The following is a 21,284-nucleotide window of genomic DNA, read 5'->3' on the forward strand; positions in this document are numbered from 1 at the left end:
GGCAGGAGGCCGAAATGAGACAGCAAAGCGATATCGATGCACTAGCAGCAATCGAGGAAGACGCCCTGATGATGCTCAAGTGGATTGGTCTTCCAGATGACAAGCAGAAACTGGACATCGTCATTTGCTTGCGGCAGATAGTTGATCTGGCGACTTATAGAAAGGAGATCAGCGAGTATTCGGAGCTATTGGCGCGATAGTGCGTGGCTGGCGTGATTCGTTGATATGGGGTATTGCGGGTGACCGGCATGGAGCCGGATAAGGGGTGAAAATGGCATCCGATAAACGGACCCAACGGTTCATCAATGGACTCGACTCGGTAAAGTCAAAAGCTGCGGCAGAAGGCATAGAGCTGACGCCAGACGAAGCCGCAAAGGCTGCTATGAAAAGGGCTCTAGGGTCAAAGAAAGGAAAACCGAGAAAGAAAAAGAAGGGCCGCGGCGGATCGCCTTTTCTGCCGGGTAGCTTCGAGAGCTCTTCCAGATAAGCGCCGCCCTCCGGTTATCGGATGCAGCGAGTAGGGTGGGTTATGCGGAACTAAAATCGGCAATACCGTCTACATTACAAAGGGCATTCCCTTTAGGAGAAGACGGTCATGTTTAAATCACGCTCGCTTGTAGCCGCTGTGACCTGCGTTGCTTTGGTCGCAGGCTCAGTGACGGCATTGGCCGATCCTGGCAACGGTAAAGGCCAAGGAAATGGGAAAGGCAACTCCCAAGGCGGCCAAGGCCATGGCAACCAGGGCAACAAGGGGAAAGGTTCCAGCGGAGACGATTGGGATCGCGGGCCCAGCATTGACCGAGGCGGCGTACTTGGCGTGGTCAGCGGCTCGACCAGATTTGGCGCACAGGCAAGGGGGCCTTAACCCTCAAGCAGCGGGCGCGGTTGCGGACTTCTTCCAGGCATTTGCCTGGCGGCCAACTGAGGCCGTCATCTTCATTGCTTTGGCGTGCTGCCCCTTGCTGATCAACCCTCGGTTGGTGAGGGCGCGCAGCAGGTAGTTGAGCATCCAAATGCTTTCCAGCAGCAGGTTGATCTGGGGTAGTTTGTCCCGGGTCATGTTGGCCCGGCCGATCAGCACCAGGACCTGCAAGCACTCATCCCGGATCTTTGCTCCGACAACCTGTTTCAGGTCGCGCGGGATATTGCGCACCAGGTCAAGGGAAAGCCCGAGCAGTTCCTCGGCAACTTTGTGAATCTCAAGCTCGGTGTGCAGTGCCATCCTTGGCCTCCTGAAAAGCGAGGGTGCTATCGCACCCATGAATGAAGAAATGAATGATCAAATAAACTTTCTGCGGACAGGGCGCGCGAGCCGCTCGTTGGTCTTGCCGGTGGTGTTGAGCCAGCCATCTTCAAAGTCCATGGTGCAGGCGTGTTTGGCGGAGCGCTGCGAGCTCGTCCAGTGATAAGACTGGGTGAACACCGCCGGCACGGTGATTTCGAGGAAGGACGCCTCGCGGCGCGCCATCAAGTAGAAGTCCTTGTGACCATCGCGCTCGAAGGTTGCGCAGAACTGGGCGGCCGGGCGGTCGTGCTCACGATTGCTGCTTGCCAGGTGGGCGGTGTTGGCCTGTCCATCCCATGGGGATTTGGAGCCACCGAGATCCTCGCCGTAGCCGCCCCACTCATGGGATGCCTCAGCATCGGCGCCGGCCGCCACGATCAGGTAGTAGGGCTTGTCACCGCCCGGGAACAGGCCGCCGTTTACGCCGCCTTCACCCGGCCAGTATTCGCCGATGGCCGGGATGCCGCTTGCGGTGATAGCGGGCTCAGCGGCAATTGCCAGGGTTGCAAGCTTCAGTACGACGGCTTGGTCTGGGCTGCTGATAACGAGATCGCCGCGGGTGTACGTGGTCAGTTCATTTGGGCACATGGGATGCTCCTGTGAGCGAGATAAGGGTGCAGGTAGCCGGCGCTTCCCGACGAGCTTCTGGTCTGAGCGCCGTCCTGGCGCTCCCGGGAATCACCTGCGAAAAACGAATGAAGGATTGAATTACTGAATAGGGAGGCTGCGGACAGGGCGCGCGAGCCGCTCGTGGCTCTTGTCGAGGTTGAGGAGCCAGCCAACTCCAAAGCCCATGTTGTAGGCGTAGTTGGCGGAGCGCTGCGAGCTCAGCCAGTGGAAGCGGTCCTCGCGGATAGCCACCAGGCCATCGGCCTTGGCAGCCATCAGTAGCTGACCTTCCAGGCAGGACGGGATGAAGCCATCCAACTCCAAAGCCTTGATGGCGATCACGCTGCCGGCCTCGGCCATGGCGCGGGTATTGGCTTCGCCGTCGCTGTAACAGCCCGCGTCTTTGATCTCGGCGCCGTACTCGCCCCACGGGCCGCTGAGCTCGTCAGGCAGGAGGATTAGGGCTCGCTCTACGCCGTTGAGCCAGTAGCGGGTGACGAACACGCCGCCGGCCAGAGGTTGGCCGCGCTCAGGGAGTTCGGCGGCGAGTACTGTTTGTTGTGCTTGCTTGGACATGGGTTTACTCCGGGTAAGCGCCGCCCTCCGGTTACCGGATGCAGCGAGTAGGGTGGGTTATGCGGGTTCGATGATCTCGTCGCCCGGGTCTTTCTGAATGGCGAGAAGGCTCTTGTTGCGGAATTCCCGCGCCACGTTTTCGGATATCTCGAATTCGTGGCGCGGCGGTTCGAGTAGCGCTTTGGACTTGGAGCCAAGGTCATGAAGACGATGAATCATCAGCGTCATTGCCTCGCCCTGCTCAGTAATGCCTGACCACTCCATCAGGTCGGCCAGCGCTTGTCGGGTGCCGGGGCGAACCCTGAGCCTCAATTCCTCTTCGGCATTCACCACACGCTTCCTGGCGGTTTTCGCCGAGCGCTCCTGCACAGTCTTGGCCATGGCCTACCTCTTTTATTCCGCTGGCCGGAAGTGCGAGCCAAGTTTGAAGTTTGCGTTGCTGGATGCGGGCTATGCGGCGCATTTAGTTCGCCCCGGTTTTGCCTTGGGGTAGTCGATGCCGTGGGCGGCGATGATCCGCTCAAAGGCTTTCGATCCCATGGCCAGACTCCCAAGGCACTGGCGCCGGGTCAGGCCCAGCTCCAGGAATGCCCGGATTCGCTCAGCGTATTTCGCATCGCTGGCTTCATCCGCTCGCCTTGGCACCAAATTTCGAGCGCCGCCCCGGGTTGGAGTCTTGAACGTAATCCCAAACTCCTGGCCAATGGTGGATACCGTGCGCCGGTCAATCCCGAGCTCTTCCGCTACATCTACCTTTGCGTGGGTGGGGGCAAGCTCGCGAATGCGCTCAACCAGCTTCAGGCGTTTCTGGGTGCGAATATCAAGTGGTGCCATTGGCAGGGGAGCCGACTCAACCCGCCGGCGAACAAAAGGCTTCGGCGCCGGCGGCATCTTGTTGCTGTAGGTGATGGGTTTGGGCTTGTAGCCGATTGGCGCCGCTTCTTCGATCTGGCCGCCGCTGGCCAGGAACTGGGCGACCTGGGCCGCCAGTTCATCCGAGGCCGGGCGCAGCGCCTCGACCAGGCTGAGGTGGTTGCTGATCATGCTGCCGCCTTGCCGAGTGTCACCCCGGCCATGCTGAAGTTTGCACCCTGCGCTGCGACCATCGCGTCGAGCGCTTCCCAGTTGACCAAAAGGACAGTGGTTGGCGCCTGACCGTATGCCACCGCTTTGATCAGTGCCTCGAAGTCTGTCACGTTGGCCTGCAGCACTACCTGCTCGACGGCGTGGCTCGTCACTGACTTTGTGGTGTGGCCGGTAGGTGCCGCTGTCTGGACCGGTGCAGCGCGGACAGGATCTTGTGTTGCCACTTTCTCTACGACCGGCTCTGGCTTGATGGCCCCCAGCCGTTGGGCTTCCTGCTCTTCGGCGATGCGCTTCGCGTCGGCCTTTGCCTGCTCCGCCTTCTGGTGTTCGGAGATTCGGAATTTGATCAGCGTCACTAGGTCATCGTTGGCTTTGGTGACCAGCTGCTGCACGTCGCTGAACAGGAAGGCATGATCAACGGCGAGCTCTGCCAGACTGGTCAGGTTCAAACGAATGCTGTCCGCTGCCTGACTTGCGTCAATCTTCGCCCGGGCCAGCTCGGTATCTACTGCGTCCTGGAGGCTGGCGATGGTGCGCTTGTTCTTCATGGCACCGGCGAAGTCCGAAACGACATGAGGCAGTATGACTTTGCCAAGGGTCTTGTTGATTGCGGCGATGTGATCCGCCAGGGCGAGCTCGGCCTTTTGCTTGATAGTGGTCTTCACCAACAGCTCTTGAGCCTTCACCAGCTTGTCGACCTTCAGGCGAGTCTCGCGAGCATGGGCGCTGATGCGATCCAACGACGAAAACAGCTCGTCGATGCTCTGGGTCTGCGACAGGGCCTGTTTCTTGGCGACCGACACGGCTTCTTCGACATCACCGCACCACTTGACTGCCTTCTTCGCGTCGGCGAAGTCCTGGTCGGTGGAGAGCGTGGCTTTCACCGAGTCAATGACGGCCAGCGCCGAATCTTCAAATACCTTCAGGTTGCTGGCGGTAACCATGCCGGTCAGCTCGATGCGTAGGGCTGGCAGTTCATCAGGTGCCTTGCCGACTACAATCGAAGGAGCGTCGGCCATTTCGAAGTTGGCCAGGTCTGTCTCGAACTGTTTCCAGCCTTCGATCAACTGGGTCGCGCGCCCTGCGACGGGCCGGTACTCCATGTGCACGAAGTTCTCCGGCGTGCCGTCCGAGCAAACAAATATGACCCGCTCAGCGCCGCTCACCAGCAGTTGCTGCTCAAGCTGCCAGTAGTAGTGCGGAGCCAGGTCGCCGGCTTTCACCTGGGCCACGACTGACTCATTCCACAGTTTGTGCTCGAACAGTGTCTCGCAGAGCATCGTGGCGCCATCCATGGAGGCCAGCAGGTTGCCCTCGGTCGCAACGATCGGATACAGCTCTTCGCCGATCAACGCTTCAGTCAGTGGGCGGGCCAGGGCTTCAGTAGCGTGGCCCTTGTCGAAGATGAACTGCTGAGACGGCGTGACATCGGGCGTGATGCCGGTCTTCTTGGCCGCCAGCAGATCGGTCCGGGTTTGGTACTTCGAGGCGCCCATCATTGCTGGTGCCTCGGAGGCGGTGCGGAACTGGGCGCGCAGGGCAAGCCACTCGGCAGAGCCTTGAGCTACGTTGTGAATTTTCATGCTGAATCTCCATCGAGGGCTTTGAGGTTAGTGATGGTTTCGATCTGGTCATCGCGCAATGAGTACTTGCTGATGACATTGGAAATGATGTGATCCGGACTAGTGCGACCGGCGTCGATCAGCGGCTGCCACTTTTCGATGTTTTCAGCCAGCAGTTCGTCGGGATAGGCAGGCTTGGCGTCAGGTTCTGGTGGGGCCTGGCGCGCCGGTGAAACATCTTTGGCGGCTTCCTCGAATGTTTTGCCTTCCATCTCGTCGGCCGTTGGCGCAGATCCGACTTCAGGGAATGCTTTGCGCAGGGCTTGGGCCTCGGCGCACTTGGCGAGCTGGGCAAATGCTCGACGCTTCCACATTGCGTTGGGCGCGGCGGTGTCCTTGCTCGATGTCGCGTAGTTCTCAAGCCAGCGCTCATTGGCCGTGTATTCGGCAACCAGGCCGTTGCTCATCTGCCGCTTGACTGTCACGCGGCACCATTCAGGGTAGGTGACTTCAACGCCGCTCAGCTTTGCGGTTACTGGAGGGCCATATTCAGGCTCGCTGATTCCAGCGTATTGACCGGTGCGCGCCGCCTGGATGCGGTAAAGGCCGATGCCGGGCATCACCGTGTCCTGCATTTTTTTGGTCTTCGAGTTCCAGATCGGAACGATGTGCACCGGCTTCAACATTGGGTCCAGGTGCGCGGCCTGGCAGTAAGCCAACACCATCACTACAGAGTTCTTTTCTGCGCCGGGGTAGAGGCTGCTGCTCAGCACTTCAACGAGCGCGGCCTCCGACATCGCAGGCGTGTTGTCGTCCTGCTTCATTACTGCGGACATGGGGATTCCTTGCCGCGATGCTCGCAGCGATGAAAGGGGTAGGGGAAATAAAAGTTGATAACCGTTCTTATTCGCATTTAAGATACGTAATAACGTATCAACTCGACGCAAGGAGCCTCACCTATGAAAGTGCTGTCCTCACTCAAAGAAGCGAAAAACCGTCACCGCGACTGTCAGATCGTTATGCGCCGTGGCCGGATATACGTGATCTGCAAATCCAATCCGAAATTCAAAGCGCGGCAGGGCAGTGCGAAAAACAAGAACAAGGGCAAAGGCTGATCAGCGCTGTTGTTGATCTTGCTGCTGAACCCGGTATCGCAGGACCTGGAGCACTCGACCGCCGTAGCCAGGTTCTGCGTATTGCTCAACCGGTGCCCCGAAGAAGCCGCGCCGTTCGGCAAGGCTGTAGGCCTCGCGCAGGTTGTGAGCGCTGATGTCCTCGAGCTGCTCATCGATCAGGGATTTAACTGGTGCGGTACTCATTGAATCTCCTTACGCCGCCGGCTGACATCCAGCAGGCGGGCGCTATACCAGTGGAATTCTTCTGCGTTGATGGCGCCCGAAGTGAAGTGGCGCACTATCAGGCCTTCAGTCAGGGTTTCGTCGATCAGAGGCTTATCTGGATCTTCAAGAGCAAACAGAGCTTTATCGATCTCAACATACGGGCTCACAGTTCGTTGTCCTCGGCCTGGGCGATCAGAGCGTCATCAGCCAGAGGCTGAAGTAGTCGTTCGGCAATCTCGCCGAGCTTCCCAAGTGGGTGGTCGCTCCGTCCGAGTAGCTCCAGTGCTTCCGATTTCACCCTTGAACCTGCCATCCCTGCGATCAGTAAGTAGCCCAGGGCTGGAGCGTCGACGCCGCAGTCGGCAAGTAGGTTGTTGGCGTACTCATCGACAGCCAGTGCGAACTGGTAGGCCGTGACGCCTTGCGGGGGGTGCAAGTGGCGCTTGAACATCATGCTGCCACCTCTGGCCAGCTCTTCGGCTGCGTTGTACAGCCATTCCGTGCGGGCTAATTGCTGTGACATTTCGCTCACCGGAGGCGGCAGTTGTTCGTCGTGCTCAAGCTGAGCCTTGCGTAGTGCTGACATGGTCGCCTCCAAAGTGGCGGGTTGTTCACCTGTATTCGTCAACACTCATGCCTCCCGCTGGTTGCCGATGGGCGCGGGGGAGGAGTGCTGACGTAATAGAGGTGGGGAAGGGTGCCCAGGCCCGCTACTGGCGACGGCCTGGGTTTGTTGCGTCAGCGGTGTGGCCCGTTGCCCGCTGCTGATTGCAGGGCTTGCCGGTCGTCTTCGTTGGTTGGCGGTGAGCTTCCTCCCCGGGCGTCAATCAGCATCTGTTCGCCTTGGATCACAGGTCCCTACAACATGCACGCTGCAGCTCGTTTGCCCGGTTAGGTGGGCAGGGTGCATGAGGTCCGGCGTTCCCAGCCGAGGCTATCGGGATCGCTAATTCAAATCTTTTGGAGCTGGCCGTAACCCGCTACTGGCGTCGGTCACCGGCTTGAATCAAATGTTCTTCCAGCCGCGGGCCTTTCGGCTTGTTCTCCCGCTGGATAACTGTTCTTGGCGCTTTACGCTGCACGCCCGGGTCAGTTGCCAACCCTCTGAACCGTTTAGGCCGGTTCATCGCTGCCTTTGAATCTGGGCCGGTGGTGATCCGGCAGGGTGAAGCGATGGAGCTAAAGAGCGGCGGGCGGTGAGGCCCTGGCGAGTCCCTGTTGGGTGACTCGACGGAGTGAACAATACCGCCGGTATTCTATGAGGTCAATACCGCCGGTCATGTATTTTTCAAAACACACAAAAAAGCCTACTCAGTGGCGACCAGGCAGGGTTTTGATGCCCTGTTACAATCGACTGATTAAGTGGAGGGGGATGAGCAATGAATCGAATTGCGGTAGCAGGATTGTTGTTATTTCTTGGCGCGCCTTGCGCAGCGCTCGCTTACACGCAACAGGACGCCAACGAGGACGCTGTCTTCATTTGGGCTTCAGGCTGTACAGACTTCAAAGCAGGCATGAACGCTGGCGATTTCAGTGGATGGCTGAAAGTTGGGGATGCCGCCAAGACATTTTTAGGGATAAAGAGAATCGCTTCTCAACGGCTCTATATGGACGGATGGGAAGTGGCGAGAGGGCTGCGCGGCGTCATTGACTGCCAGGAGCTGGCGAAGATACGCGCCGCTGACTACGTGTCAGGGGTGGACATACGAAGGGCTGAGTAGGCCAGAAATAAAAAGCCCGGCGCTGGGCCGGGCTTATTTTTAGTAGAACGATGATTGCTAGGAGCTTGAGGTGTCCCAGTCAAACCACTGGGCGGTTGCGCGCTTAACCCATCCAAGCTGGCTGACACTTTTATCCGCCTCCTCTTTGGGGTACATGGCCCGAATAACATCGTTTCTGGCCAGGATCTCGAGAGCAGGAAGTGTTGGCGGCTCATCGGCTTCAATTCGTCGAATACGGCTTTTGTATGCTCTAATTTTTCCTGCCTGAGATGAAGGCTCATCCAAAAACATCTCGGACTCAATGTCCAGGTAGCGCTTCCGCAAGTCGTTATGTAGCCACGCTCGCTGACCAGTGCCGACAACCAAATCAATGGCTGAGGCGGCTGTTACCATAAGCGCTGCAGCCCCTGTCACGTATGGGCTGGCTCCGGCAAGTAGAGAAGTTACTGCTGCAGAGCCAAAGATAATGCCGATAAATGCAGTGAACCGACCCCACCGAAGGAAAAAAGCACCTCTCCGCATATGGTATCGGATGTTGCGCTGCACGTAGAAATTGAGCTCGTGAAGCTCAACCCTAAGATTGTCGGCATCTTCCATCTTCAGCTTCCTCTGGGCGGGCGCGGAACAGGACGACTCTCCGATATGGTGTTCGGGCGGCTGCCATCACCACTTTTGCTTCTATCATCATTTGTGTGAACAGGCCTGCTGGGTCTTGGATCAGGCTTTGGTACCGTTGGATTTCTTGGCTTATCGCTCATGCCACTATAGCTCCTTTGTGTTGTTTTATTTGCATGCAAGCGTCCGAGAAATTATTCAAGCACTCACAGCATCCCGCCGCGCCAAACCACGCGACCGATGATGCGAACCTCGTTAATCTCCCCATCACGCAGCGTCTCGTCGCCATAGCGCGCTTTGTCCGGGTTGTCGCTGCGAATGATCCAGCCGTCGAAGTCGGACTTCACCAGGCGCTTCACAATCGTGCCTTTCGACTCGCTCTGCATGGCGAATATCTGACCGTCCTTCGGCTCGATCTTCGATTCATCTACCAGCAGCACGTCGCCGTCGTTGATGGTCGGTTCCATGCTGTGGCCATTGGCGTAAATGACGTCGAGGTGCTTCTGGTTGAGGTTGTTTGCGCGGAGCCAAGCCGACTTGAAGGCCATCACGCCGCGGATCTCAACGTGCGGGTTGTCGTCGCCGTCGCCAGTTGAGCCTCGCGCTGTAAGTTGGAGGACGCCGGTGTAGCCAGGCTCATCCTGTAAATCAAAGCTGCGCGGAGGAGTGCGGTCGTCTATCGCCCGCTGAAGATCTCTGCCAGGAAGCGATTGAGACATTTTTTCTATCTGCGCCGCGAGAGTGGGGCTTATCTCTGATACGGGAACGCCCAAAGCCCTCGCAAATACGACTGCCGCATTCACGCTCAGAGCGGTTCGGCCGTTCATGAAGTGGCTGACAGCGCCTTGCGTGACGCCATCACCCAGTTCGGCGGCGAGTTTTTCCTGGGTGAGCTTCAGCTCCCCGCGCTTGGCCTGGAACAGGGATTTCAGCCGGGCGCTGTCTTGCAGCTGCCATTCGGATAACGGAAGCCGTCGGGAGTCTTTTTTCATCTGCTGATGGTATTACCCACGGTATTTACTTAACCAATATCGCCGGTATTGACTACAAACAATACCGGCGGTCATACTTGTGGCGAAATCTACGTAGAGGACGCCGCAATGCGCCGAATCACACTCACCGAATTTGCCAAAGAACACGGCCATACCAAGGCCGCCCAGATGCTTGGTTGCACCCAGGGCGCGTTGAGTAAAGCGATCCGTGTTGGCCGCGATGTGTTCGTGACCCTCGAAGAGGACGGCAGCCTGTCGGCCCAAGAGCGGCGTCCGTTCCCATCTCAGAAATCAGCTGCATAACCCTTTCGAACAACCAAGGAGCCTCACCAATGGCATACGACGACACACGCCACCTGAAAGACCGGGAGATCAAGTCCCGCTATGACGATGAAACCTATGAGGCGTTAAAGGCCGTGGCCCGCCTGCACAAGCTGCAGCTGGCCGTGTTCGTTCGGATGTGCGTCGAGGAGAAGTTGGAAAGCATCGTTGAACCGAATGCTACCGGTAAACACATGCAGGCCTGAAGGCCCTGAAGGAGGCTTACGTGCCTGAAACCACGATCTGCCACGGGATCGATGGGCGCCTCTACGAAAAGCTTGAACGGTTGGCAGCAGCGGAGGGCATGACGCCCGACGAGTACGCCGCAAAGCTTGGAGCAGAACGCTTTTTCGAGAAGACCAGGCCAAGAGGAGCCGGAAAGATCCGGCATCTACCAACGACACGGCGTGACCCGCCGAAGGCCGTATTAGGGCCTGAAAAAGGAGGGGCTGATGAAGACCTCAACCCATGAACCTAAATCGCGAGCACAAAAAAGCCGGGGTGCGATCCCGGCTCTTTTTACAGCGCTTGCAAAAACTGTATCAACGTGGAGCTGATTATGCATACGTCTAACACTGATGTACAGGCCCTGAATAATCCCGCGCCACGTTTTTCTATATCTGAAAACGTGGCGCGGACAATTTCCATGACCAGTTCCGAAATTGCGGAACTGACTCGGAAGCTGCACAAAAACGTCATCCGTGACATTCGAGAGATGCTCGACGAGCTGAAAAAGGATGGCTCAGATGTGAGCCATATACGTAAAGACCTGGATTCACGTGGCTACACATCAAATCTTCACCTTGATCGCGAACTGACTGAGCTGCTGCTGACCGGTTACAGCGTTCCTTTGCGTCTCAAAGTGATTCGACGCCTGAATGAGCTTGAGGCTCAGAACAGGAAGTCGGTCGCACTCCCATCCTACGCTGAAGCCCTGCGTTTGTACGCCGACCAGATCGAGCAAACAGAGGTGCTGCGAGTCGAAAACCACCAACAAGCCGAGAAGATCGCCAGCCTTGAATCCATCTTCCAGGTTGGCATGACCCCTACGCAGTTCTGCAAGCGCCTGAATGGCGTGAACTGTCAGCAGGTCAACAACGCGCTGTTGGCCCGCAGGTGGATCTTCAACTCGGAGCGAGATGAGAAACGCTCGGTCAAGTTCCGGGTTGGCTCAATAGCCCGCGACAAGTACCTCACTGAGAAAGTTACCACCATCTCCAATGAGGGCATGGACACGTTCGCCAAGTACACGCCGATCCTTCTGAAGGAGGGCGCCAAGCGCCTGCATGACCTGTACATGGCACAGAAGCTACCTATGAAGAAAACGTGGGACGGCCAGTTCTGCCACTGCAAGGCGACCGAGGAGGACCTGGCATGAAGGCTCCTACCTACCAGCAACTGATCGAGCGAGCAGCCCTGACTGCGCTTGAGCTGTTCCAGGCGCAGACCACTAAAAAGGCCCTCAAGGCTGAATTGCGCTCGATGTACGACACCTTTTTTGCCGCCCGCGGGCGTCCAGAAGGGCGATTCCATGAGGACAATGAAGACTTCCTGCCCGTGATGTTCTTTACGGAAAGCCAGTTCCAGCGCCTGCAAGCCGCCAAAAAGGCCGAGTACAACGCCCAGCGCCGTCACCACACCGCGTTGCGCGCTCTTGACGCATACCGGCCTGCCAAGGCTGCGCGGGGTGCGGCATGAGCCGGGTAACGATCGTTCTCGATAGCCCCACAGAGCCAATCCACTTGGGCATGACGCTAGCTGGCGGTCGCCTAACAAGCGCATGCCTGGGCGATCAGTCAGAGCTTCTCGAAACTACCAAAAAGCTCCAGCGCGCGCTGTTCTATTACAACCAGATGCCAGAAGCCGAACGCCTCTCAATTGAGCGCGAAGCCGCACGGATTATTGCCAAATTGGAGGCCGCGTGATGGCCAGGATTCGCACTGTAAAACCTGAGTTCTGGTCTAGCGAGCAGGTCATGTCCTGTTCGCCGCTGGCACGACTTCTATTCATCGGCATCTGGAACTTCTGTGATGACGGCGGTAATCACCCTATGTCGCCACGGACCATTAAGGCCCTCGTGTTCCCGGGTGACGACATTACGGCTGAATCCGTTGATCGCCTGCTGGGTGAACTGAGCGCTTCTAACCTGATCGCTCTGTACTCGGTAGACGGTAAAACCTACCTGCATGTGCGCGGTTGGAGTCACCAGAAAATCGACAAACGCACCTTCAAATATCCTGCTTTTGTCGCTTCACCTGACGAGAGTTCGGAGAGTAGTCGTCGAGTTCTCGACGAGCAGTCGTCGAATGGTAGTCGAGACCTCCCCCCCGGAAGGGAAGGGGAAGGGAAGGGAATGGATCAACACCACTCTCACAACGCGGGCGAAGAAGTTCCGGGCTCAAGCTTCGAAGGCTTCGGTGATCTTGAAGACCTCTCCCTGGAAGAGGGTGAGCCTCCTGTTGACCCAAAGGCCCCTGTCGAGATGACCCTGGATTGGATGCCTGACGCCAATCTGCTGAAGACCTACTGCGTCCACTTCGGCGTCTCGACTGACCTATTCACCAGGGACGCCGTAGCCCCGTTCACTGCTCACCACGAAACAACCGGCCTACTGCAAACCCAATCCAAATGGGTGTCGCTGCTGGTGAAGTGGGTCAAGGATGACAAGAACCGGGCCAGTAACGTTCGCCAGTTCCCGGCGCGCCGTCCGAGCAGTGAGCCCGACTTCGACAGCAACGCCTGGGCCGAAGGGCTTGTGGTGAGCCCATGAAGCCAGTCAACCAATTGATGGCGACCATGGGAAACCTGCCGCCTGCCAATCACACCCAGCCGCTCCACGTCACGCCACAGACCGCAGAAGTGGTGAACGACCTTTTCCGCCGCCTGCGCGGGATCTTCCCGGCATGGCGTCAGGCCTGGCCGTCCACTGAAGCACTGGACGCTGCCAAGGCCGAATGGATCAAGGAATTCGCCGACGAGGGCATCCGCACCCTGGAGCAGATCGAGTTCGGTATCCAGAAGTGCCGCAAGCTCAAGAAACCTTTCGCGCCGAGCGTGGGTGAGTTTATCGCCATGTGCACACCAGGCCCTGAAGACTTCGGCATGCCTTCCGTTGCGGACGCCTGGATCGAGGCGCTGATGACCACGTACAGCCATGAAGCGGTGAAGCTGGCCGCCGAGGCTACCGGTCTTTTCGATCTGCGCGGCGCGCGCCAGGAGGACAAGGGGCTGCGCGCCAGGTTTGACCGCAACTACGAAATCATCCTCCGCCGCGCCCAGGCCATGCAGCCGCTCGACGGCCGGATCGCCACCGGGATCGGCCACGACAGCCAGAAGACCGAATTCGAACTCGCCAACGAGCTGGCCGACCAGCAAACCCAGGCGCGGATCCTCCAGCAAGGCATCCCGGCAGACGGCAAGTCAGCCCGCGAGCTACTGCTGGCCAAGTTCGGCAAGAACAAGAACCAGGAGCAGCGGATATGAAGCGCGCAAACCCAGCCCAGCTACGCCAATCCATTGAGATGGCCAACACCATGGTCAAGCACGGAATCCGATTCGTGTGCATGCCGGTGGTGGATGAGGCCGACCTGGTCAATCTCGCCAGCCAGGCCACTGAGCGCTTTGAGCGCCTGGCATTGATCGCAGAAGCAGCGGAGCAACGGACATGACCCTACGCCGAGAAGACTTTGAAAAGGCCTACGCCGAAGCTCACAGCATGACCGCTGATGACTTCACTCAGTACCGAATGGGTGATTCCTACCGCCTCCCGATGATCGCCAAGTGCTGGCGGTTCTGGCAGATGGCCCGGGTGCTGGATATGAATCTACAGCCGGATGTCCTGGTCGCCTACGCCGACGGCTGCATGGTTTGCGGCCAGTGGGGTGGTCACTTCGGCCTGCCATGCCCGAAAACACGAGCCACGGCGGAAGCCGGCACTTGCCAAGGAGATCGGCCATGACCGACTACACCGAACTGAAGCGGCTGGCCGAGGCTGCTTTCTTGCCGTGGAAGGTGAGGCCATGACCGATAAGATCAGCGTCAACTGCCGCTCCATGCTTACCGAGGCTATCACCCGAATGTCCAAGATGTTCGAGGACAAGCACTTTGTGGTGGTGAGCCTTCGCCCAGGCAACGACCGCACCCTGGACCAGAACCGGCTGTGGTTCGCCATGTACAAGCGCATTGCCGAGATGACCCAGATCGGTGACGCGGCCGAGGCCCGCAAGTACTGCAAGCTGCACATCGGCGTGCAGATCCTGCTGAACGAGGACGCCGGGTTCCAGGCCGAGTGGTACCGGGTGATGCGACATCTACCCTACGAAACGAAGCTGGACATGATGGGCGAGTGCCACCTGTTCGGGCCGGACGGCTTCCCGGTGACCAGCCTGTTCAATCGTGCCCAGGGCATCGCCTACACCGACCGCATCGCCTCGCGCTTTGAGCCGCAGGGCGTGTACTTCTCTGACCTGCTTAGCCAGGAGGCCGCATGAGCAAAATTCTAATCCTTGGGGCCGGATCACTCGGCATTGCTGTGGCGCTTCGGGCTCTCGATGGAGCGGTCATGCCTGGGGCTGGGCCTTCTCGCCAATTCGCTGTCTACCCGAACGAATTTGAGCTTGGTGCACATGGCGCTCTAGATATTCCAGCAGAAGACCCATTCAGCGGCGGAGGTCGAAGCAAGGGCGAGAAAAAAAGAGCGGCCAGAGAGCGGCGTGTACGGGGAGGCTACTGATGCTCGCCACCAAGCAACCCAAACCCAAGATCTGCAAGAACCCAGCATGCAGGGGCTCATTCGTCCCGCAGCGCATGGGTCAGGCGGTGTGCAGTCCGGCGTGCGCAATGATCGACGCACCCAGGCATGAGCCAAAGGCCCGCAAGGCGCTGGCCGAGATCGAGCGCAAGGACATCAAGGTCCGCAAGGAGAAGCTGAAGAGCCGCGGCGAACACATGCGCGAGGCTCAGCAGGCGTTCAACGAATACATCCGCACTCGGGACCAGGCCGCCGGCCACATGTGCATATCCAGCGGCAAGCCATTGGACTGGAGCGGCAACGCTGTGGATGCAGGTCATTACCGCAGCGTCGGCTCGGCACCGCACCTGCGCTTCGATGAGCGCAACTGCCATGCCCAGAGCAAGCAGGACAACCGGTTTCTGTCCGGCAATGCCGTGGACTACCGGATCGGCTTGATCGCGCGCATCGGCCAGGATGCGGTCGACGCCCTGGAGTCCGACCAGAGCGTGCGCAAGTACACCGTGGAAGAGATCAAGGCCATCAAGGCGACGTACCGGGCAAAGACCAGAGAACTCAAGAAGGGGCAGGCAGCATGAAACTGATCAACGCAAGGCAGGTATGGACTGAGGCTCAGCACGAATCGAACGCGTCGATCAGCGCTGCGGCCATCGACAAAGCGCAATCGGCACCGATCAAGAAGGGCCAGCGCATGCGCCGCGCCGAGGCTGTGTTTGCTGCGTTGGGGGAGGACAAGGAAGAACGCATTCAGGTTGTGCGCCAGAAGATCAGCATCAGCGAGACGCGCGGGGCGCCTCTTGGCCGGTCCACCGCCCGCGCCGCGCACCTGGCCACCATCGGCAAAGTACTGCGCGCCATCGACACCTTGCCCTTCCAGGTGCAGCAGTTCGGTCACTACCTGTACCACCCGGCAATGAACATGCGGCACCTGCTGAACGCGGTGCTGCTGATCACCGCCAAGGCCGCATTGCCTGACCTGACTTCGGCCAAGCGAGTGAAGGCGCAGTACCTGGTTACCCTGGCGCTGCAATCGTACAAGGGGGAGGTGGCTGGATCGGCAGAGTGGGGGCCGGCCCGTGTATCCGCAGAGATGATGGCGTTCTTCGGCGCCACAGTGGACCAGAACAACTGGAACCGCGATTGGAGAGAGCTGTGGATTGCACTGAGAAAAGTAATCGAGGAAGTGGATATACAGGCACAACAGCCACTATGGCAGGTGATTCACTCGGAAAATGACAAAGAGGCGGCATAAAGCTATTGACATGAATGAACATTAAAGGTACTTTTCCCATAGTGCACAAGTAACGCGAAACGCACACGAAACCCTGAACCCGGCCACCGCGCCGGGTTTTTTATTGCCCAAAGAAACCCACCGAAAGGAATGCCGAATGATGAAGCGAATGTCCGCTTACCTGGGCTTGGCGCTCGCCGCCTGCCTGTCCTGTTTCTCCCTGTCGGCATTCGCCGAGCCTGCTGCCTACGCTTATCGCTCAGTGGTGATGCTGGCCGAACTTCCAAACGTCGGCGTAAAGCGCCTGGAACTGACCCTCGCCATGTGGCGAACGGGTGGCCAGTCCACTGATGAAAGTTTGGCCTCGAACCTGCGCGCATCCAGCAACCACTTCGTGATGGCCTCGGCCAAGCCTGCCCCTGATGGCGTCGGCCTGACCCCCTGCTGAATACGCCTGGAAGCAATAGAAAAAGCTCGGACATATGCGCCGGGCTTTTTGTACCTCCGAGGAAAGCCGCTACCAAGTGGAAGCTTTCCCAGATGTACCCAGTTTCACCTTTAGCCAGGACAGCCCTCGGGAAGGCCTGGACGTCGATAGCCGGATAGTGCGACGTACGGAATCAACACCGGCAGCCCGTGCACTCTGACCTCACATGCTTGTGGAGTGGCGCGAGACAGGAAAGGCGAGATCGATGCATTGGGGCGTCGACGCTGGGATGGTCTTTGGCTGACTGCGGGAAAGACCGCGCACCTATTCAGGGCCTCGACATTGATCGGGGCCTATCGTTTTCGGCCCCACCACACCCATTGCTATGGCTGGGAGTGCTGCTGGGGCTGATTCAAATCGCCGCTGCTCCCCAGCGTTTGGCCGCTCACACCGGCCTTTTTTATTTTACGGAGAGACCAATGGCAGAACCAACGAGCACTGCCGCCGGCGTATTGCTGGTGAAATACGGCGTGGTCATGGCTGCTTTTATCGGTTCGATTCTGTCCCTTGGTTTTCTGAAAGACCTAACCCGGGGCCAGGCGGCAACCGCTGTAGCTACTGGCTTCGGATTTTCGGTTTACCTGACGCAACCAGTGACGTTATGGCTTGCCCCCAAGCTCGCACTTGCTGTGAATGATGATCTGCTGTGTGGCGTGGCATTCGTGCTCGGCCTGACCGCAATGAACATCATCCCGGCCATGAAGGCGGCGATGGGTGCATTCGTAACGACGCGAGGTGCCTGACATGAACAGCATTCTTGTATCTGCACTGGGTCTGGTTGATGCCGCCCTGTGCATCGTCGTTGCCCTTGCTGCGTGTGACTTCCTTCGCCGGGTTCGCCCGATAGACCAGCCTCTGTTGAGTGTTGCGTTCTACCTGGTCGCCATTGGCGCCTTCGGATCGTTCGTCACCTCAATGCAGGGTTACTGGGTAAGCCCGTTCGGCGCAATGCTTCACGCTGGGATGGTGGCTTATGCCTGGGCTCGTCGTGGGCATGTGTGTGAGCTGAAGCAATAACCCGCGCCACGTTTTCGAATGCGCCAAATCGTGGCGCGACAAAGGAATCACATGACCGACAAGCAACCAACCGACTGGGAGCGCATCGAGCAGCTCTACCGGGCTGGCGTGCTTTCTGTGCGTGAGATCGCCGCTACGTGTGGCGTATCTCACACTGCAATCAACAAGCGCGCCAAGACCGGTGGGTGGGATCGCAACCTCAAGACGAAGATCCAGGCCAAGGCCGATGCGCTGGTTTCCAAAGCTGAGGTTTCCACAAAGGTTTCCACGGAAACACTGGCAACCGAGCGTGGAATCGTTGAAGCGAACGCTCAAGTCATTGCCGACATCCGCATGGCTCACCGTACGGATATTGGCCGTGGTCGCCGGCTCGCCAACAAGCTGCTGGATGAGCTTGAAGCGCTGACAGATGAGCAGGGCACCATCAAGGAGTTGATCGCTCAGCTGAAGGACGCTGACCATGACGACGGCGATGCAATGGCTGATGTTCTGGCGCTGGCCAACAAGATGGGCGCGCTACCGTCCCGAACCAAGACCATGAAGGAGCTCGGCGAGACGCTGAAGAACCTGATCACCCTTGAGCGTCAGGCATATGACTTGAGCAACGACGGTGGCGGGCCAGCTGACCCCCAAGCCTCTGCAACCAGCGACGACCCAATCGAGGCCGCACGCATCTACCAGAAGCTCATGTCAGGCGGTTGAAATGCCCATCCCGTTTCAGTTCGACTTCAAGAACCCGGACTATGTGCAGGTTTTCGAATGGCGGACTGAGCGGCTGGCACGTATTCGCCGCGATCCGACGGTTCTGCCTGCGCTGCGTGCGTTCTACCGCGACAACCCGGCCCAGTTCATCATCGACTGGGGCATGACTGCTGATCCGCGCAACGTTGAGCGCGGCCTTCCATCGTCCATCCCGTTTCTACTGTTCCCCAAACAGGAAGAGTGGGTGCAATGGTTCATGGAGCGCTGGCGCAACCAAGAGCCCGGCATCACCGAGAAGACCCGCGACATGGGTATGTCCTGGCTGACCATCGGCCTGGCCTCAACGGTGTGCATGTTCAATCCCGGCTTTGTGGTGGGCTTCGGCTCACGCAAAGAGGAATACGTCGACAAGATCGGTTCGCCCAAGTCGCTGTTCGACAAGGCGCGGACCTTCATGCGACTGCTACCGAAGGACTTCCGTGGCACTTGGGATGACCGCAAGCACGCGCCGCACATGCGCATCCTTTTCCCTGATACCGGCTCGGTGATCACTGGCGAGTCTGGTGACGGCATTGGCCGGGGCGACCGGACAAGCTTTTACATCGTCGACGAGTCAGCGTTCCTTGAGCGCCCACAACTCGTTGATGCATCCCTGTCGGCCACCACCAACTGCCGGCAGGACATCAGTACACCAAACGGCATGGGCAACTCATTCGCCCAGCGCCGGCACAGCGGCAAGATCAAGGTGTTCACGTTCCACTGGCGGGATGACCCGCGCAAGGATGACGCTTGGTACGCCAAGCAGGTCGATGAGCTCGACCCTGTGACCGTTGCTCAAGAGATCGATATCAACTACTCGGCTTCGGTTGAGGGCGTGTTGATTCCATCGGCGTGGGTGCAGGCGGCTATCGACGCGCACAAGAAACTGGGCATTACACCTACAGGCGCTCGTTACGGCGCGCTTGACGTTGCCGACGAAGGCCGAGACCTGAATGCCTTTGCTGGACGCCACGGGATACTGCTCGATTACTTGCAGCCCTGGTCTGGCAAAGGTGGCGACATCTTCCAAACAGTGCAGCGTGCTATTCGCATCTGCGAAGAGAACGATTACAGGCGCTTCAACTACGACGCCGACGGCCTTGGTGCTGGTGTTCGTGGCGATGCCAGGGTTATCAACGAGCAGCGCAAGTTGGCCGGCCAGCGAGTGATTAACGCCGAGCCATTCCGTGGTTCTGGAGAGGTGTTCAAGCCTGACGGCGAGATGGTCGCCAAGCGCAAGAACAAAGACTTCTTTATGAATCTCAAGGCGCAATCGTGGTGGGCCCTGCGTATCCGGTTCCAGAACACCTACCGCGCCGTCGTGCTCGGGATGGAGTTCAAGCCGGACGAGATCATCTCAATCGACAGCACGCTCGAGCACCGGGCCGCGCTGGTCACTGAGCTTTCTCAGCCAACCTATCACATCAACGTGGCGGGCAAGGTCGTGGTGGACAAGGCGCCAGATGGCACCAAGTCGCCCAATCTGGCCGACGGCGTGATGATTTCCTACTCGCCAGCCATGCGAGCGCCTATCCGCGACCTCCTATGACCCATTGGTGAATACATGAGCAAGAAGGGCTTAGTGCCAGCAAACAAAAAGCTGGGCAAGGCCCTCAGTCGGGCCTTGGTGGAATACAACGCCGGCACGAAGAACACCGCTGATGGATTGGTGAACGTCGTGTCGGGCTTGGGTACTCAAAAGGCCAAGCGCTCGCACAACCAGTTCCAGTACGGCTTCCTGAACGACTTCCAGCAGCTGGACGCGGCATATCAAACCAGCTGGCTTGCACGTGCGATCGTGGACTATCCAGCCGAGGACATGACCCGCGAGTGGCGCACCCTCAAGTGCGACGACGCGGACGTTATCCGGGCCGAGGAAGACCGCCTACAGCTGCCAGCCATGGTGAGCGAGGCCACAAGCTGGGCTCGCCTGTACGGTGGCGCCGGTATCCTCATGCTGACCAACCAGGACCTGACCAAGCCGCTCAAGCCGGAGAAGATCAAGAAGGGCGACCTGTACCGCCTGCTGGTGATCGATCGATTCGACATGACGGCGATGGACCTGAACCAGACCAACATCCTGGCCGCGAACTACTTGCAGCCGGAGTTCTACACCATCTCGGCCGGTGCGCAGCAGATCCACTGGACGCACTTCGCCCGGTTCGCCGGGGCCAAGCTGCCACGCCGCCAGCGTGCACAGACGCAGGGCTGGGGTGACTCAGAGTTGCGCAAGTGCCTCGATGACGTGATGGACATCGTCGCCAGCAAGGACGGCATCGCCGAGCTGATGCAGGAAGCGAACGTCGACATCATCAAGCGCGAAGGCCTCTCGGATGAGCTGGCCAGCGATCAGGACGACGCCATCACGGCGCGTTACGCGCTGTTCAGCATGATGAAGTCGTCGATCAATCTGGCGCTGCTGGATGGTGAAGAGACCTATGAACGCAAGACTCTGGACCTTTCCGGGGTTGCGCCGGTGCTTGACCTGCTTATGACGTGGATCGCTGGTGCTGCTGGCATTCCGTCAACGCGCTTGTTTGGTGAGTCTGCCAAGGGGCTGGGAAACGATGGTAAGGGCGACGACACCAACTACCACAACCATCTCTCATCGAAGCGCCTGACCCAGATCGACCCAGGACTGCGCCAACTCGATGAGGTGATGGTGCGCTCGGCCACCGGCCAATGGATCGACGATTTCAATTACGTCTGGAACCCGTTCAAGCAGCCTGACCTGGTGCAGATCGCCCAGGCCAATAAGGCCAATGCCGAGACGGACATCGCCTACAAGGATGCAGGTGTGATCACCACCAGCCAGATCCAGCGCAAGTTGCAGGCCCAAGAGCTTTACCAGTTCGACGACGAGAAAATCGAAGCGCTGGAGGCTGATGAGGACCTGACGATGTTCAACGATCCGCCGGACGACGGCAAAGACAACGACCGAGGTGAGTGAT

The 21,284-nt window shown here is 58.6% G+C and carries 34 protein-coding genes and 1 pseudogene; 23 read left to right on the top strand and 12 right to left on the bottom strand.

Annotated features, from left to right (window positions below; translation table 11 throughout):
• The first annotated feature begins 14 nt into the window (after nt 1-14).
• Entirely contained in the window at nt 15-200 is a 186-nt protein-coding gene (locus tag ACI77I_RS11505) for a hypothetical protein (protein ID WP_406991223.1), read from the top strand.
• Nucleotides 201-595: 395 nt separating this feature from the next.
• Nucleotides 596-829: pseudogene (locus tag ACI77I_RS11510) on the top strand (hypothetical protein); the annotation flags it as partial.
• Between the two features lie 39 nt (nt 830-868).
• Here ACI77I_RS11510 and ACI77I_RS11515 read toward each other — a convergent pair.
• The 7 genes from ACI77I_RS11515 to bet all read right to left on the bottom strand — a co-directional run bounded on the left by ACI77I_RS11515 (nt 869) and on the right by bet (nt 5,942).
• Nucleotides 869-1,222: a four helix bundle protein gene (locus tag ACI77I_RS11515; protein WP_406997540.1), complete on the bottom strand. Its 354-nt coding sequence runs from the start codon at nt 1,220-1,222 to the stop codon at nt 869-871.
• Between the two features lie 57 nt (nt 1,223-1,279).
• Nucleotides 1,280-1,873: a DUF1566 domain-containing protein gene (locus ACI77I_RS11520; protein WP_406997541.1), complete on the bottom strand. Its 594-nt coding sequence runs from the start codon at nt 1,871-1,873 to the stop codon at nt 1,280-1,282.
• A gap of 120 nt (nt 1,874-1,993) precedes the next feature.
• Nucleotides 1,994-2,470: a hypothetical protein gene (locus ACI77I_RS11525; RefSeq protein WP_406997542.1), complete on the bottom strand. Its 477-nt coding sequence runs from the start codon at nt 2,468-2,470 to the stop codon at nt 1,994-1,996.
• A 57-nt stretch (nt 2,471-2,527) separates the two neighbouring features.
• Nucleotides 2,528-2,851 carry a hypothetical protein gene (locus ACI77I_RS11530; RefSeq protein ID WP_064451076.1) on the bottom strand — a complete coding sequence of 108 codons (324 nt, stop codon included), beginning with the start codon at nt 2,849-2,851 and terminating at the stop codon, nt 2,528-2,530.
• Between the two features lie 69 nt (nt 2,852-2,920).
• Nucleotides 2,921-3,514 carry a hypothetical protein gene (locus ACI77I_RS11535; protein ID WP_406997543.1) on the bottom strand — a complete coding sequence of 198 codons (594 nt, stop codon included), beginning with the start codon at nt 3,512-3,514 and terminating at the stop codon, nt 2,921-2,923.
• The gene (locus tag ACI77I_RS11540) at nt 3,511-5,139 is read right to left on the bottom strand and encodes a YqaJ viral recombinase family protein (RefSeq protein WP_406997544.1); all 1,629 of its coding nucleotides are present in this window, start codon (nt 5,137-5,139) and stop codon (nt 3,511-3,513) included. The genes ACI77I_RS11535 and ACI77I_RS11540 overlap by 4 nt, the downstream gene beginning before the upstream one ends.
• Nucleotides 5,136-5,942, bottom strand: coding sequence for a phage recombination protein Bet (gene bet / locus ACI77I_RS11545; RefSeq protein WP_406997545.1), 807 nt, complete (start codon nt 5,940-5,942; stop codon nt 5,136-5,138). Before bet ends, ACI77I_RS11540 begins: the two co-directional genes overlap by 4 nt.
• A gap of 135 nt (nt 5,943-6,077) precedes the next feature.
• Between bet and ykgO the strand changes: the two genes are divergently transcribed.
• Nucleotides 6,078-6,233, top strand: a complete 156-nt coding sequence (gene ykgO, locus ACI77I_RS11550; RefSeq protein WP_019816741.1) for a type B 50S ribosomal protein L36 — start codon at nt 6,078-6,080, stop codon at nt 6,231-6,233.
• Here ykgO and ACI77I_RS11555 read toward each other — a convergent pair whose 3' ends face one another.
• Genes ACI77I_RS11555 through ACI77I_RS11565 form a run of 3 tightly spaced genes read right to left on the bottom strand, consistent with a single transcriptional unit; the run spans nt 6,234 to nt 7,044 of the window.
• The gene (locus ACI77I_RS11555) at nt 6,234-6,437 is read right to left on the bottom strand and encodes a hypothetical protein (RefSeq protein WP_406997547.1); all 204 of its coding nucleotides are present in this window, start codon (nt 6,435-6,437) and stop codon (nt 6,234-6,236) included.
• The gene (locus ACI77I_RS11560; RefSeq protein ID WP_094953501.1) at nt 6,434-6,625 is read right to left on the bottom strand and encodes a hypothetical protein; all 192 of its coding nucleotides are present in this window, start codon (nt 6,623-6,625) and stop codon (nt 6,434-6,436) included. Before ACI77I_RS11560 ends, ACI77I_RS11555 begins: the two co-directional genes overlap by 4 nt.
• Nucleotides 6,622-7,044, bottom strand: coding sequence for a hypothetical protein (locus tag ACI77I_RS11565; protein ID WP_406997548.1), 423 nt, complete (start codon nt 7,042-7,044; stop codon nt 6,622-6,624). The genes ACI77I_RS11560 and ACI77I_RS11565 overlap by 4 nt, the downstream gene beginning before the upstream one ends.
• A 793-nt stretch (nt 7,045-7,837) precedes the next feature.
• On the opposite strand from ACI77I_RS11565, the gene ACI77I_RS11570 reads away from it, so the two are divergent.
• Nucleotides 7,838-8,179, top strand: a complete 342-nt coding sequence (locus ACI77I_RS11570) for a hypothetical protein (protein WP_406997549.1) — start codon at nt 7,838-7,840, stop codon at nt 8,177-8,179.
• Nucleotides 8,180-8,236: 57 nt separating this feature from the next.
• On the opposite strand, the gene ACI77I_RS11575 is transcribed toward ACI77I_RS11570, so the two are convergent.
• A complete protein-coding gene (locus ACI77I_RS11575) occupies nt 8,237-8,776 on the bottom strand; it encodes a hypothetical protein (RefSeq protein WP_406997550.1) in 540 nt (179 codons plus the stop codon).
• Between the two features lie 224 nt (nt 8,777-9,000).
• Entirely contained in the window at nt 9,001-9,786 is a 786-nt protein-coding gene (locus ACI77I_RS11580) for a helix-turn-helix transcriptional regulator (protein ID WP_406997551.1), read from the bottom strand.
• A 108-nt stretch (nt 9,787-9,894) separates the two neighbouring features.
• On the opposite strand from ACI77I_RS11580, the gene ACI77I_RS11585 reads away from it, so the two are divergent.
• From ACI77I_RS11585 to ACI77I_RS11675, 19 genes are all read left to right on the top strand, one after another.
• Nucleotides 9,895-10,089, top strand: coding sequence for a Cro/CI family transcriptional regulator (locus ACI77I_RS11585; protein WP_406997552.1), 195 nt, complete (start codon nt 9,895-9,897; stop codon nt 10,087-10,089).
• A gap of 29 nt (nt 10,090-10,118) precedes the next feature.
• On the top strand, nt 10,119-10,313 hold the full coding sequence (locus ACI77I_RS11590; protein ID WP_040267807.1) for a hypothetical protein: 195 nt from the start codon (nt 10,119-10,121) through the stop codon (nt 10,311-10,313).
• Between the two features lie 20 nt (nt 10,314-10,333).
• Nucleotides 10,334-10,579: a hypothetical protein gene (locus ACI77I_RS11595; RefSeq protein ID WP_406997553.1), complete on the top strand. Its 246-nt coding sequence runs from the start codon at nt 10,334-10,336 to the stop codon at nt 10,577-10,579.
• A gap of 174 nt (nt 10,580-10,753) precedes the next feature.
• A complete protein-coding gene (locus ACI77I_RS11600) occupies nt 10,754-11,485 on the top strand; it encodes a Rha family transcriptional regulator (RefSeq protein WP_406997555.1) in 732 nt (243 codons plus the stop codon).
• A complete protein-coding gene (locus ACI77I_RS11605; RefSeq protein WP_406997556.1) occupies nt 11,482-11,805 on the top strand; it encodes a hypothetical protein in 324 nt (107 codons plus the stop codon). Before ACI77I_RS11600 ends, ACI77I_RS11605 begins: the two co-directional genes overlap by 4 nt.
• A complete protein-coding gene (locus ACI77I_RS11610; RefSeq protein WP_406997557.1) occupies nt 11,802-12,032 on the top strand; it encodes a hypothetical protein in 231 nt (76 codons plus the stop codon). Before ACI77I_RS11605 ends, ACI77I_RS11610 begins: the two co-directional genes overlap by 4 nt.
• Nucleotides 12,032-12,877 (top strand): DnaT-like ssDNA-binding domain-containing protein, encoded by an 846-nt coding sequence (locus ACI77I_RS11615; protein WP_406997558.1) that lies wholly within the window; start codon nt 12,032-12,034, stop codon nt 12,875-12,877. The genes ACI77I_RS11610 and ACI77I_RS11615 overlap by 1 nt, the downstream gene beginning before the upstream one ends.
• The gene (locus tag ACI77I_RS11620) at nt 12,874-13,590 is read left to right on the top strand and encodes a replication protein P (protein WP_406997559.1); all 717 of its coding nucleotides are present in this window, start codon (nt 12,874-12,876) and stop codon (nt 13,588-13,590) included. Before ACI77I_RS11615 ends, ACI77I_RS11620 begins: the two co-directional genes overlap by 4 nt.
• Nucleotides 13,587-13,775 carry a DUF1382 family protein gene (locus ACI77I_RS11625; protein ID WP_406997560.1) on the top strand — a complete coding sequence of 63 codons (189 nt, stop codon included), beginning with the start codon at nt 13,587-13,589 and terminating at the stop codon, nt 13,773-13,775. Before ACI77I_RS11620 ends, ACI77I_RS11625 begins: the two co-directional genes overlap by 4 nt.
• Nucleotides 13,772-14,065: a hypothetical protein gene (locus ACI77I_RS11630; RefSeq protein ID WP_406997561.1), complete on the top strand. Its 294-nt coding sequence runs from the start codon at nt 13,772-13,774 to the stop codon at nt 14,063-14,065. The genes ACI77I_RS11625 and ACI77I_RS11630 overlap by 4 nt, the downstream gene beginning before the upstream one ends.
• 61 nt (nt 14,066-14,126) lie before the next feature.
• Nucleotides 14,127-14,597 (top strand): hypothetical protein, encoded by a 471-nt coding sequence (locus ACI77I_RS11635; protein WP_406997562.1) that lies wholly within the window; start codon nt 14,127-14,129, stop codon nt 14,595-14,597.
• A 241-nt stretch (nt 14,598-14,838) separates the two neighbouring features.
• On the top strand, nt 14,839-15,435 hold the full coding sequence (locus tag ACI77I_RS11640; RefSeq protein ID WP_406997563.1) for a recombination protein NinG: 597 nt from the start codon (nt 14,839-14,841) through the stop codon (nt 15,433-15,435).
• Nucleotides 15,432-16,109: a hypothetical protein gene (locus tag ACI77I_RS11645; RefSeq protein ID WP_406997564.1), complete on the top strand. Its 678-nt coding sequence runs from the start codon at nt 15,432-15,434 to the stop codon at nt 16,107-16,109. The genes ACI77I_RS11640 and ACI77I_RS11645 overlap by 4 nt, the downstream gene beginning before the upstream one ends.
• A gap of 136 nt (nt 16,110-16,245) precedes the next feature.
• Nucleotides 16,246-16,536: a hypothetical protein gene (locus ACI77I_RS11650; RefSeq protein WP_406997565.1), complete on the top strand. Its 291-nt coding sequence runs from the start codon at nt 16,246-16,248 to the stop codon at nt 16,534-16,536.
• Nucleotides 16,537-16,994: 458 nt separating this feature from the next.
• Nucleotides 16,995-17,318, top strand: coding sequence for a peptidase M48, Ste24p (locus ACI77I_RS11655; RefSeq protein ID WP_406980288.1), 324 nt, complete (start codon nt 16,995-16,997; stop codon nt 17,316-17,318).
• 1 nt (nt 17,319) lies between these two features.
• A complete protein-coding gene (locus ACI77I_RS11660; protein WP_406980287.1) occupies nt 17,320-17,592 on the top strand; it encodes a hypothetical protein in 273 nt (90 codons plus the stop codon).
• 51 nt (nt 17,593-17,643) lie between these two features.
• Nucleotides 17,644-18,294: a hypothetical protein gene (locus tag ACI77I_RS11665; RefSeq protein WP_406997566.1), complete on the top strand. Its 651-nt coding sequence runs from the start codon at nt 17,644-17,646 to the stop codon at nt 18,292-18,294.
• A 1-nt stretch (nt 18,295) separates the two neighbouring features.
• A complete protein-coding gene (locus ACI77I_RS11670) occupies nt 18,296-19,882 on the top strand; it encodes a hypothetical protein (protein WP_406997567.1) in 1,587 nt (528 codons plus the stop codon).
• 33 nt (nt 19,883-19,915) lie between these two features.
• Nucleotides 19,916-21,283 (top strand): DUF1073 domain-containing protein, encoded by a 1,368-nt coding sequence (locus tag ACI77I_RS11675; protein ID WP_406997568.1) that lies wholly within the window; start codon nt 19,916-19,918, stop codon nt 21,281-21,283.
• The last annotated feature ends 1 nt before the right edge of the window (nt 21,284 follow it).

Origin of the sequence: Pseudomonas sp. D47, assembly GCF_045447305.1 — a bacterium.
Classification (GTDB): Bacteria; Pseudomonadota; Gammaproteobacteria; order Pseudomonadales; family Pseudomonadaceae; genus Aquipseudomonas.

What these genes read in the sequence shown, in the direction of transcription:
- ACI77I_RS11575 (WP_406997550.1), bottom strand. Translation starts at nt 8,776, where the DNA reads ATGGAAGATGCCGACAATCTTAGGGTTGAGCTTCACGAGCTCAATTTC.
- bet (WP_406997545.1), bottom strand. Translation starts at nt 5,942, where the DNA reads ATGAAGCAGGACGACAACACGCCTGCGATGTCGGAGGCCGCGCTCGTT.
- ACI77I_RS11580 (WP_406997551.1), bottom strand. Translation starts at nt 9,786, where the DNA reads ATGAAAAAAGACTCCCGACGGCTTCCGTTATCCGAATGGCAGCTGCAA.
- ACI77I_RS11515 (WP_406997540.1), bottom strand. Translation starts at nt 1,222, where the DNA reads ATGGCACTGCACACCGAGCTTGAGATTCACAAAGTTGCCGAGGAACTG.
- ACI77I_RS11635 (WP_406997562.1), top strand. Translation starts at nt 14,127, where the DNA reads ATGACCGATAAGATCAGCGTCAACTGCCGCTCCATGCTTACCGAGGCT.
- ACI77I_RS11590 (WP_040267807.1), top strand. Translation starts at nt 10,119, where the DNA reads ATGGCATACGACGACACACGCCACCTGAAAGACCGGGAGATCAAGTCC.
- ACI77I_RS11615 (WP_406997558.1), top strand. Translation starts at nt 12,032, where the DNA reads ATGGCCAGGATTCGCACTGTAAAACCTGAGTTCTGGTCTAGCGAGCAG.
- ACI77I_RS11555 (WP_406997547.1), bottom strand. Translation starts at nt 6,437, where the DNA reads ATGAGTACCGCACCAGTTAAATCCCTGATCGATGAGCAGCTCGAGGAC.
- ACI77I_RS11605 (WP_406997556.1), top strand. Translation starts at nt 11,482, where the DNA reads ATGAAGGCTCCTACCTACCAGCAACTGATCGAGCGAGCAGCCCTGACT.
- ACI77I_RS11625 (WP_406997560.1), top strand. Translation starts at nt 13,587, where the DNA reads ATGAAGCGCGCAAACCCAGCCCAGCTACGCCAATCCATTGAGATGGCC.
- ACI77I_RS11610 (WP_406997557.1), top strand. Translation starts at nt 11,802, where the DNA reads ATGAGCCGGGTAACGATCGTTCTCGATAGCCCCACAGAGCCAATCCAC.
- ACI77I_RS11645 (WP_406997564.1), top strand. Translation starts at nt 15,432, where the DNA reads ATGAAACTGATCAACGCAAGGCAGGTATGGACTGAGGCTCAGCACGAA.
- ACI77I_RS11535 (WP_406997543.1), bottom strand. Translation starts at nt 3,514, where the DNA reads ATGATCAGCAACCACCTCAGCCTGGTCGAGGCGCTGCGCCCGGCCTCG.
- ACI77I_RS11600 (WP_406997555.1), top strand. Translation starts at nt 10,754, where the DNA reads ATGACCAGTTCCGAAATTGCGGAACTGACTCGGAAGCTGCACAAAAAC.
- ACI77I_RS11660 (WP_406980287.1), top strand. Translation starts at nt 17,320, where the DNA reads ATGAACAGCATTCTTGTATCTGCACTGGGTCTGGTTGATGCCGCCCTG.
- ACI77I_RS11665 (WP_406997566.1), top strand. Translation starts at nt 17,644, where the DNA reads ATGACCGACAAGCAACCAACCGACTGGGAGCGCATCGAGCAGCTCTAC.
- ykgO (WP_019816741.1), top strand. Translation starts at nt 6,078, where the DNA reads ATGAAAGTGCTGTCCTCACTCAAAGAAGCGAAAAACCGTCACCGCGAC.
- ACI77I_RS11650 (WP_406997565.1), top strand. Translation starts at nt 16,246, where the DNA reads ATGATGAAGCGAATGTCCGCTTACCTGGGCTTGGCGCTCGCCGCCTGC.
- ACI77I_RS11540 (WP_406997544.1), bottom strand. Translation starts at nt 5,139, where the DNA reads ATGAAAATTCACAACGTAGCTCAAGGCTCTGCCGAGTGGCTTGCCCTG.
- ACI77I_RS11630 (WP_406997561.1), top strand. Translation starts at nt 13,772, where the DNA reads ATGACCCTACGCCGAGAAGACTTTGAAAAGGCCTACGCCGAAGCTCAC.
- ACI77I_RS11570 (WP_406997549.1), top strand. Translation starts at nt 7,838, where the DNA reads ATGAATCGAATTGCGGTAGCAGGATTGTTGTTATTTCTTGGCGCGCCT.
- ACI77I_RS11585 (WP_406997552.1), top strand. Translation starts at nt 9,895, where the DNA reads ATGCGCCGAATCACACTCACCGAATTTGCCAAAGAACACGGCCATACC.
- ACI77I_RS11505 (WP_406991223.1), top strand. Translation starts at nt 15, where the DNA reads ATGAGACAGCAAAGCGATATCGATGCACTAGCAGCAATCGAGGAAGAC.
- ACI77I_RS11620 (WP_406997559.1), top strand. Translation starts at nt 12,874, where the DNA reads ATGAAGCCAGTCAACCAATTGATGGCGACCATGGGAAACCTGCCGCCT.
- ACI77I_RS11640 (WP_406997563.1), top strand. Translation starts at nt 14,839, where the DNA reads ATGCTCGCCACCAAGCAACCCAAACCCAAGATCTGCAAGAACCCAGCA.
- ACI77I_RS11655 (WP_406980288.1), top strand. Translation starts at nt 16,995, where the DNA reads ATGGCAGAACCAACGAGCACTGCCGCCGGCGTATTGCTGGTGAAATAC.
- ACI77I_RS11530 (WP_064451076.1), bottom strand. Translation starts at nt 2,851, where the DNA reads ATGGCCAAGACTGTGCAGGAGCGCTCGGCGAAAACCGCCAGGAAGCGT.
- ACI77I_RS11520 (WP_406997541.1), bottom strand. Translation starts at nt 1,873, where the DNA reads ATGTGCCCAAATGAACTGACCACGTACACCCGCGGCGATCTCGTTATC.
- ACI77I_RS11670 (WP_406997567.1), top strand. Translation starts at nt 18,296, where the DNA reads ATGCCCATCCCGTTTCAGTTCGACTTCAAGAACCCGGACTATGTGCAG.
- ACI77I_RS11565 (WP_406997548.1), bottom strand. Translation starts at nt 7,044, where the DNA reads ATGTCAGCACTACGCAAGGCTCAGCTTGAGCACGACGAACAACTGCCG.
- ACI77I_RS11525 (WP_406997542.1), bottom strand. Translation starts at nt 2,470, where the DNA reads ATGTCCAAGCAAGCACAACAAACAGTACTCGCCGCCGAACTCCCTGAG.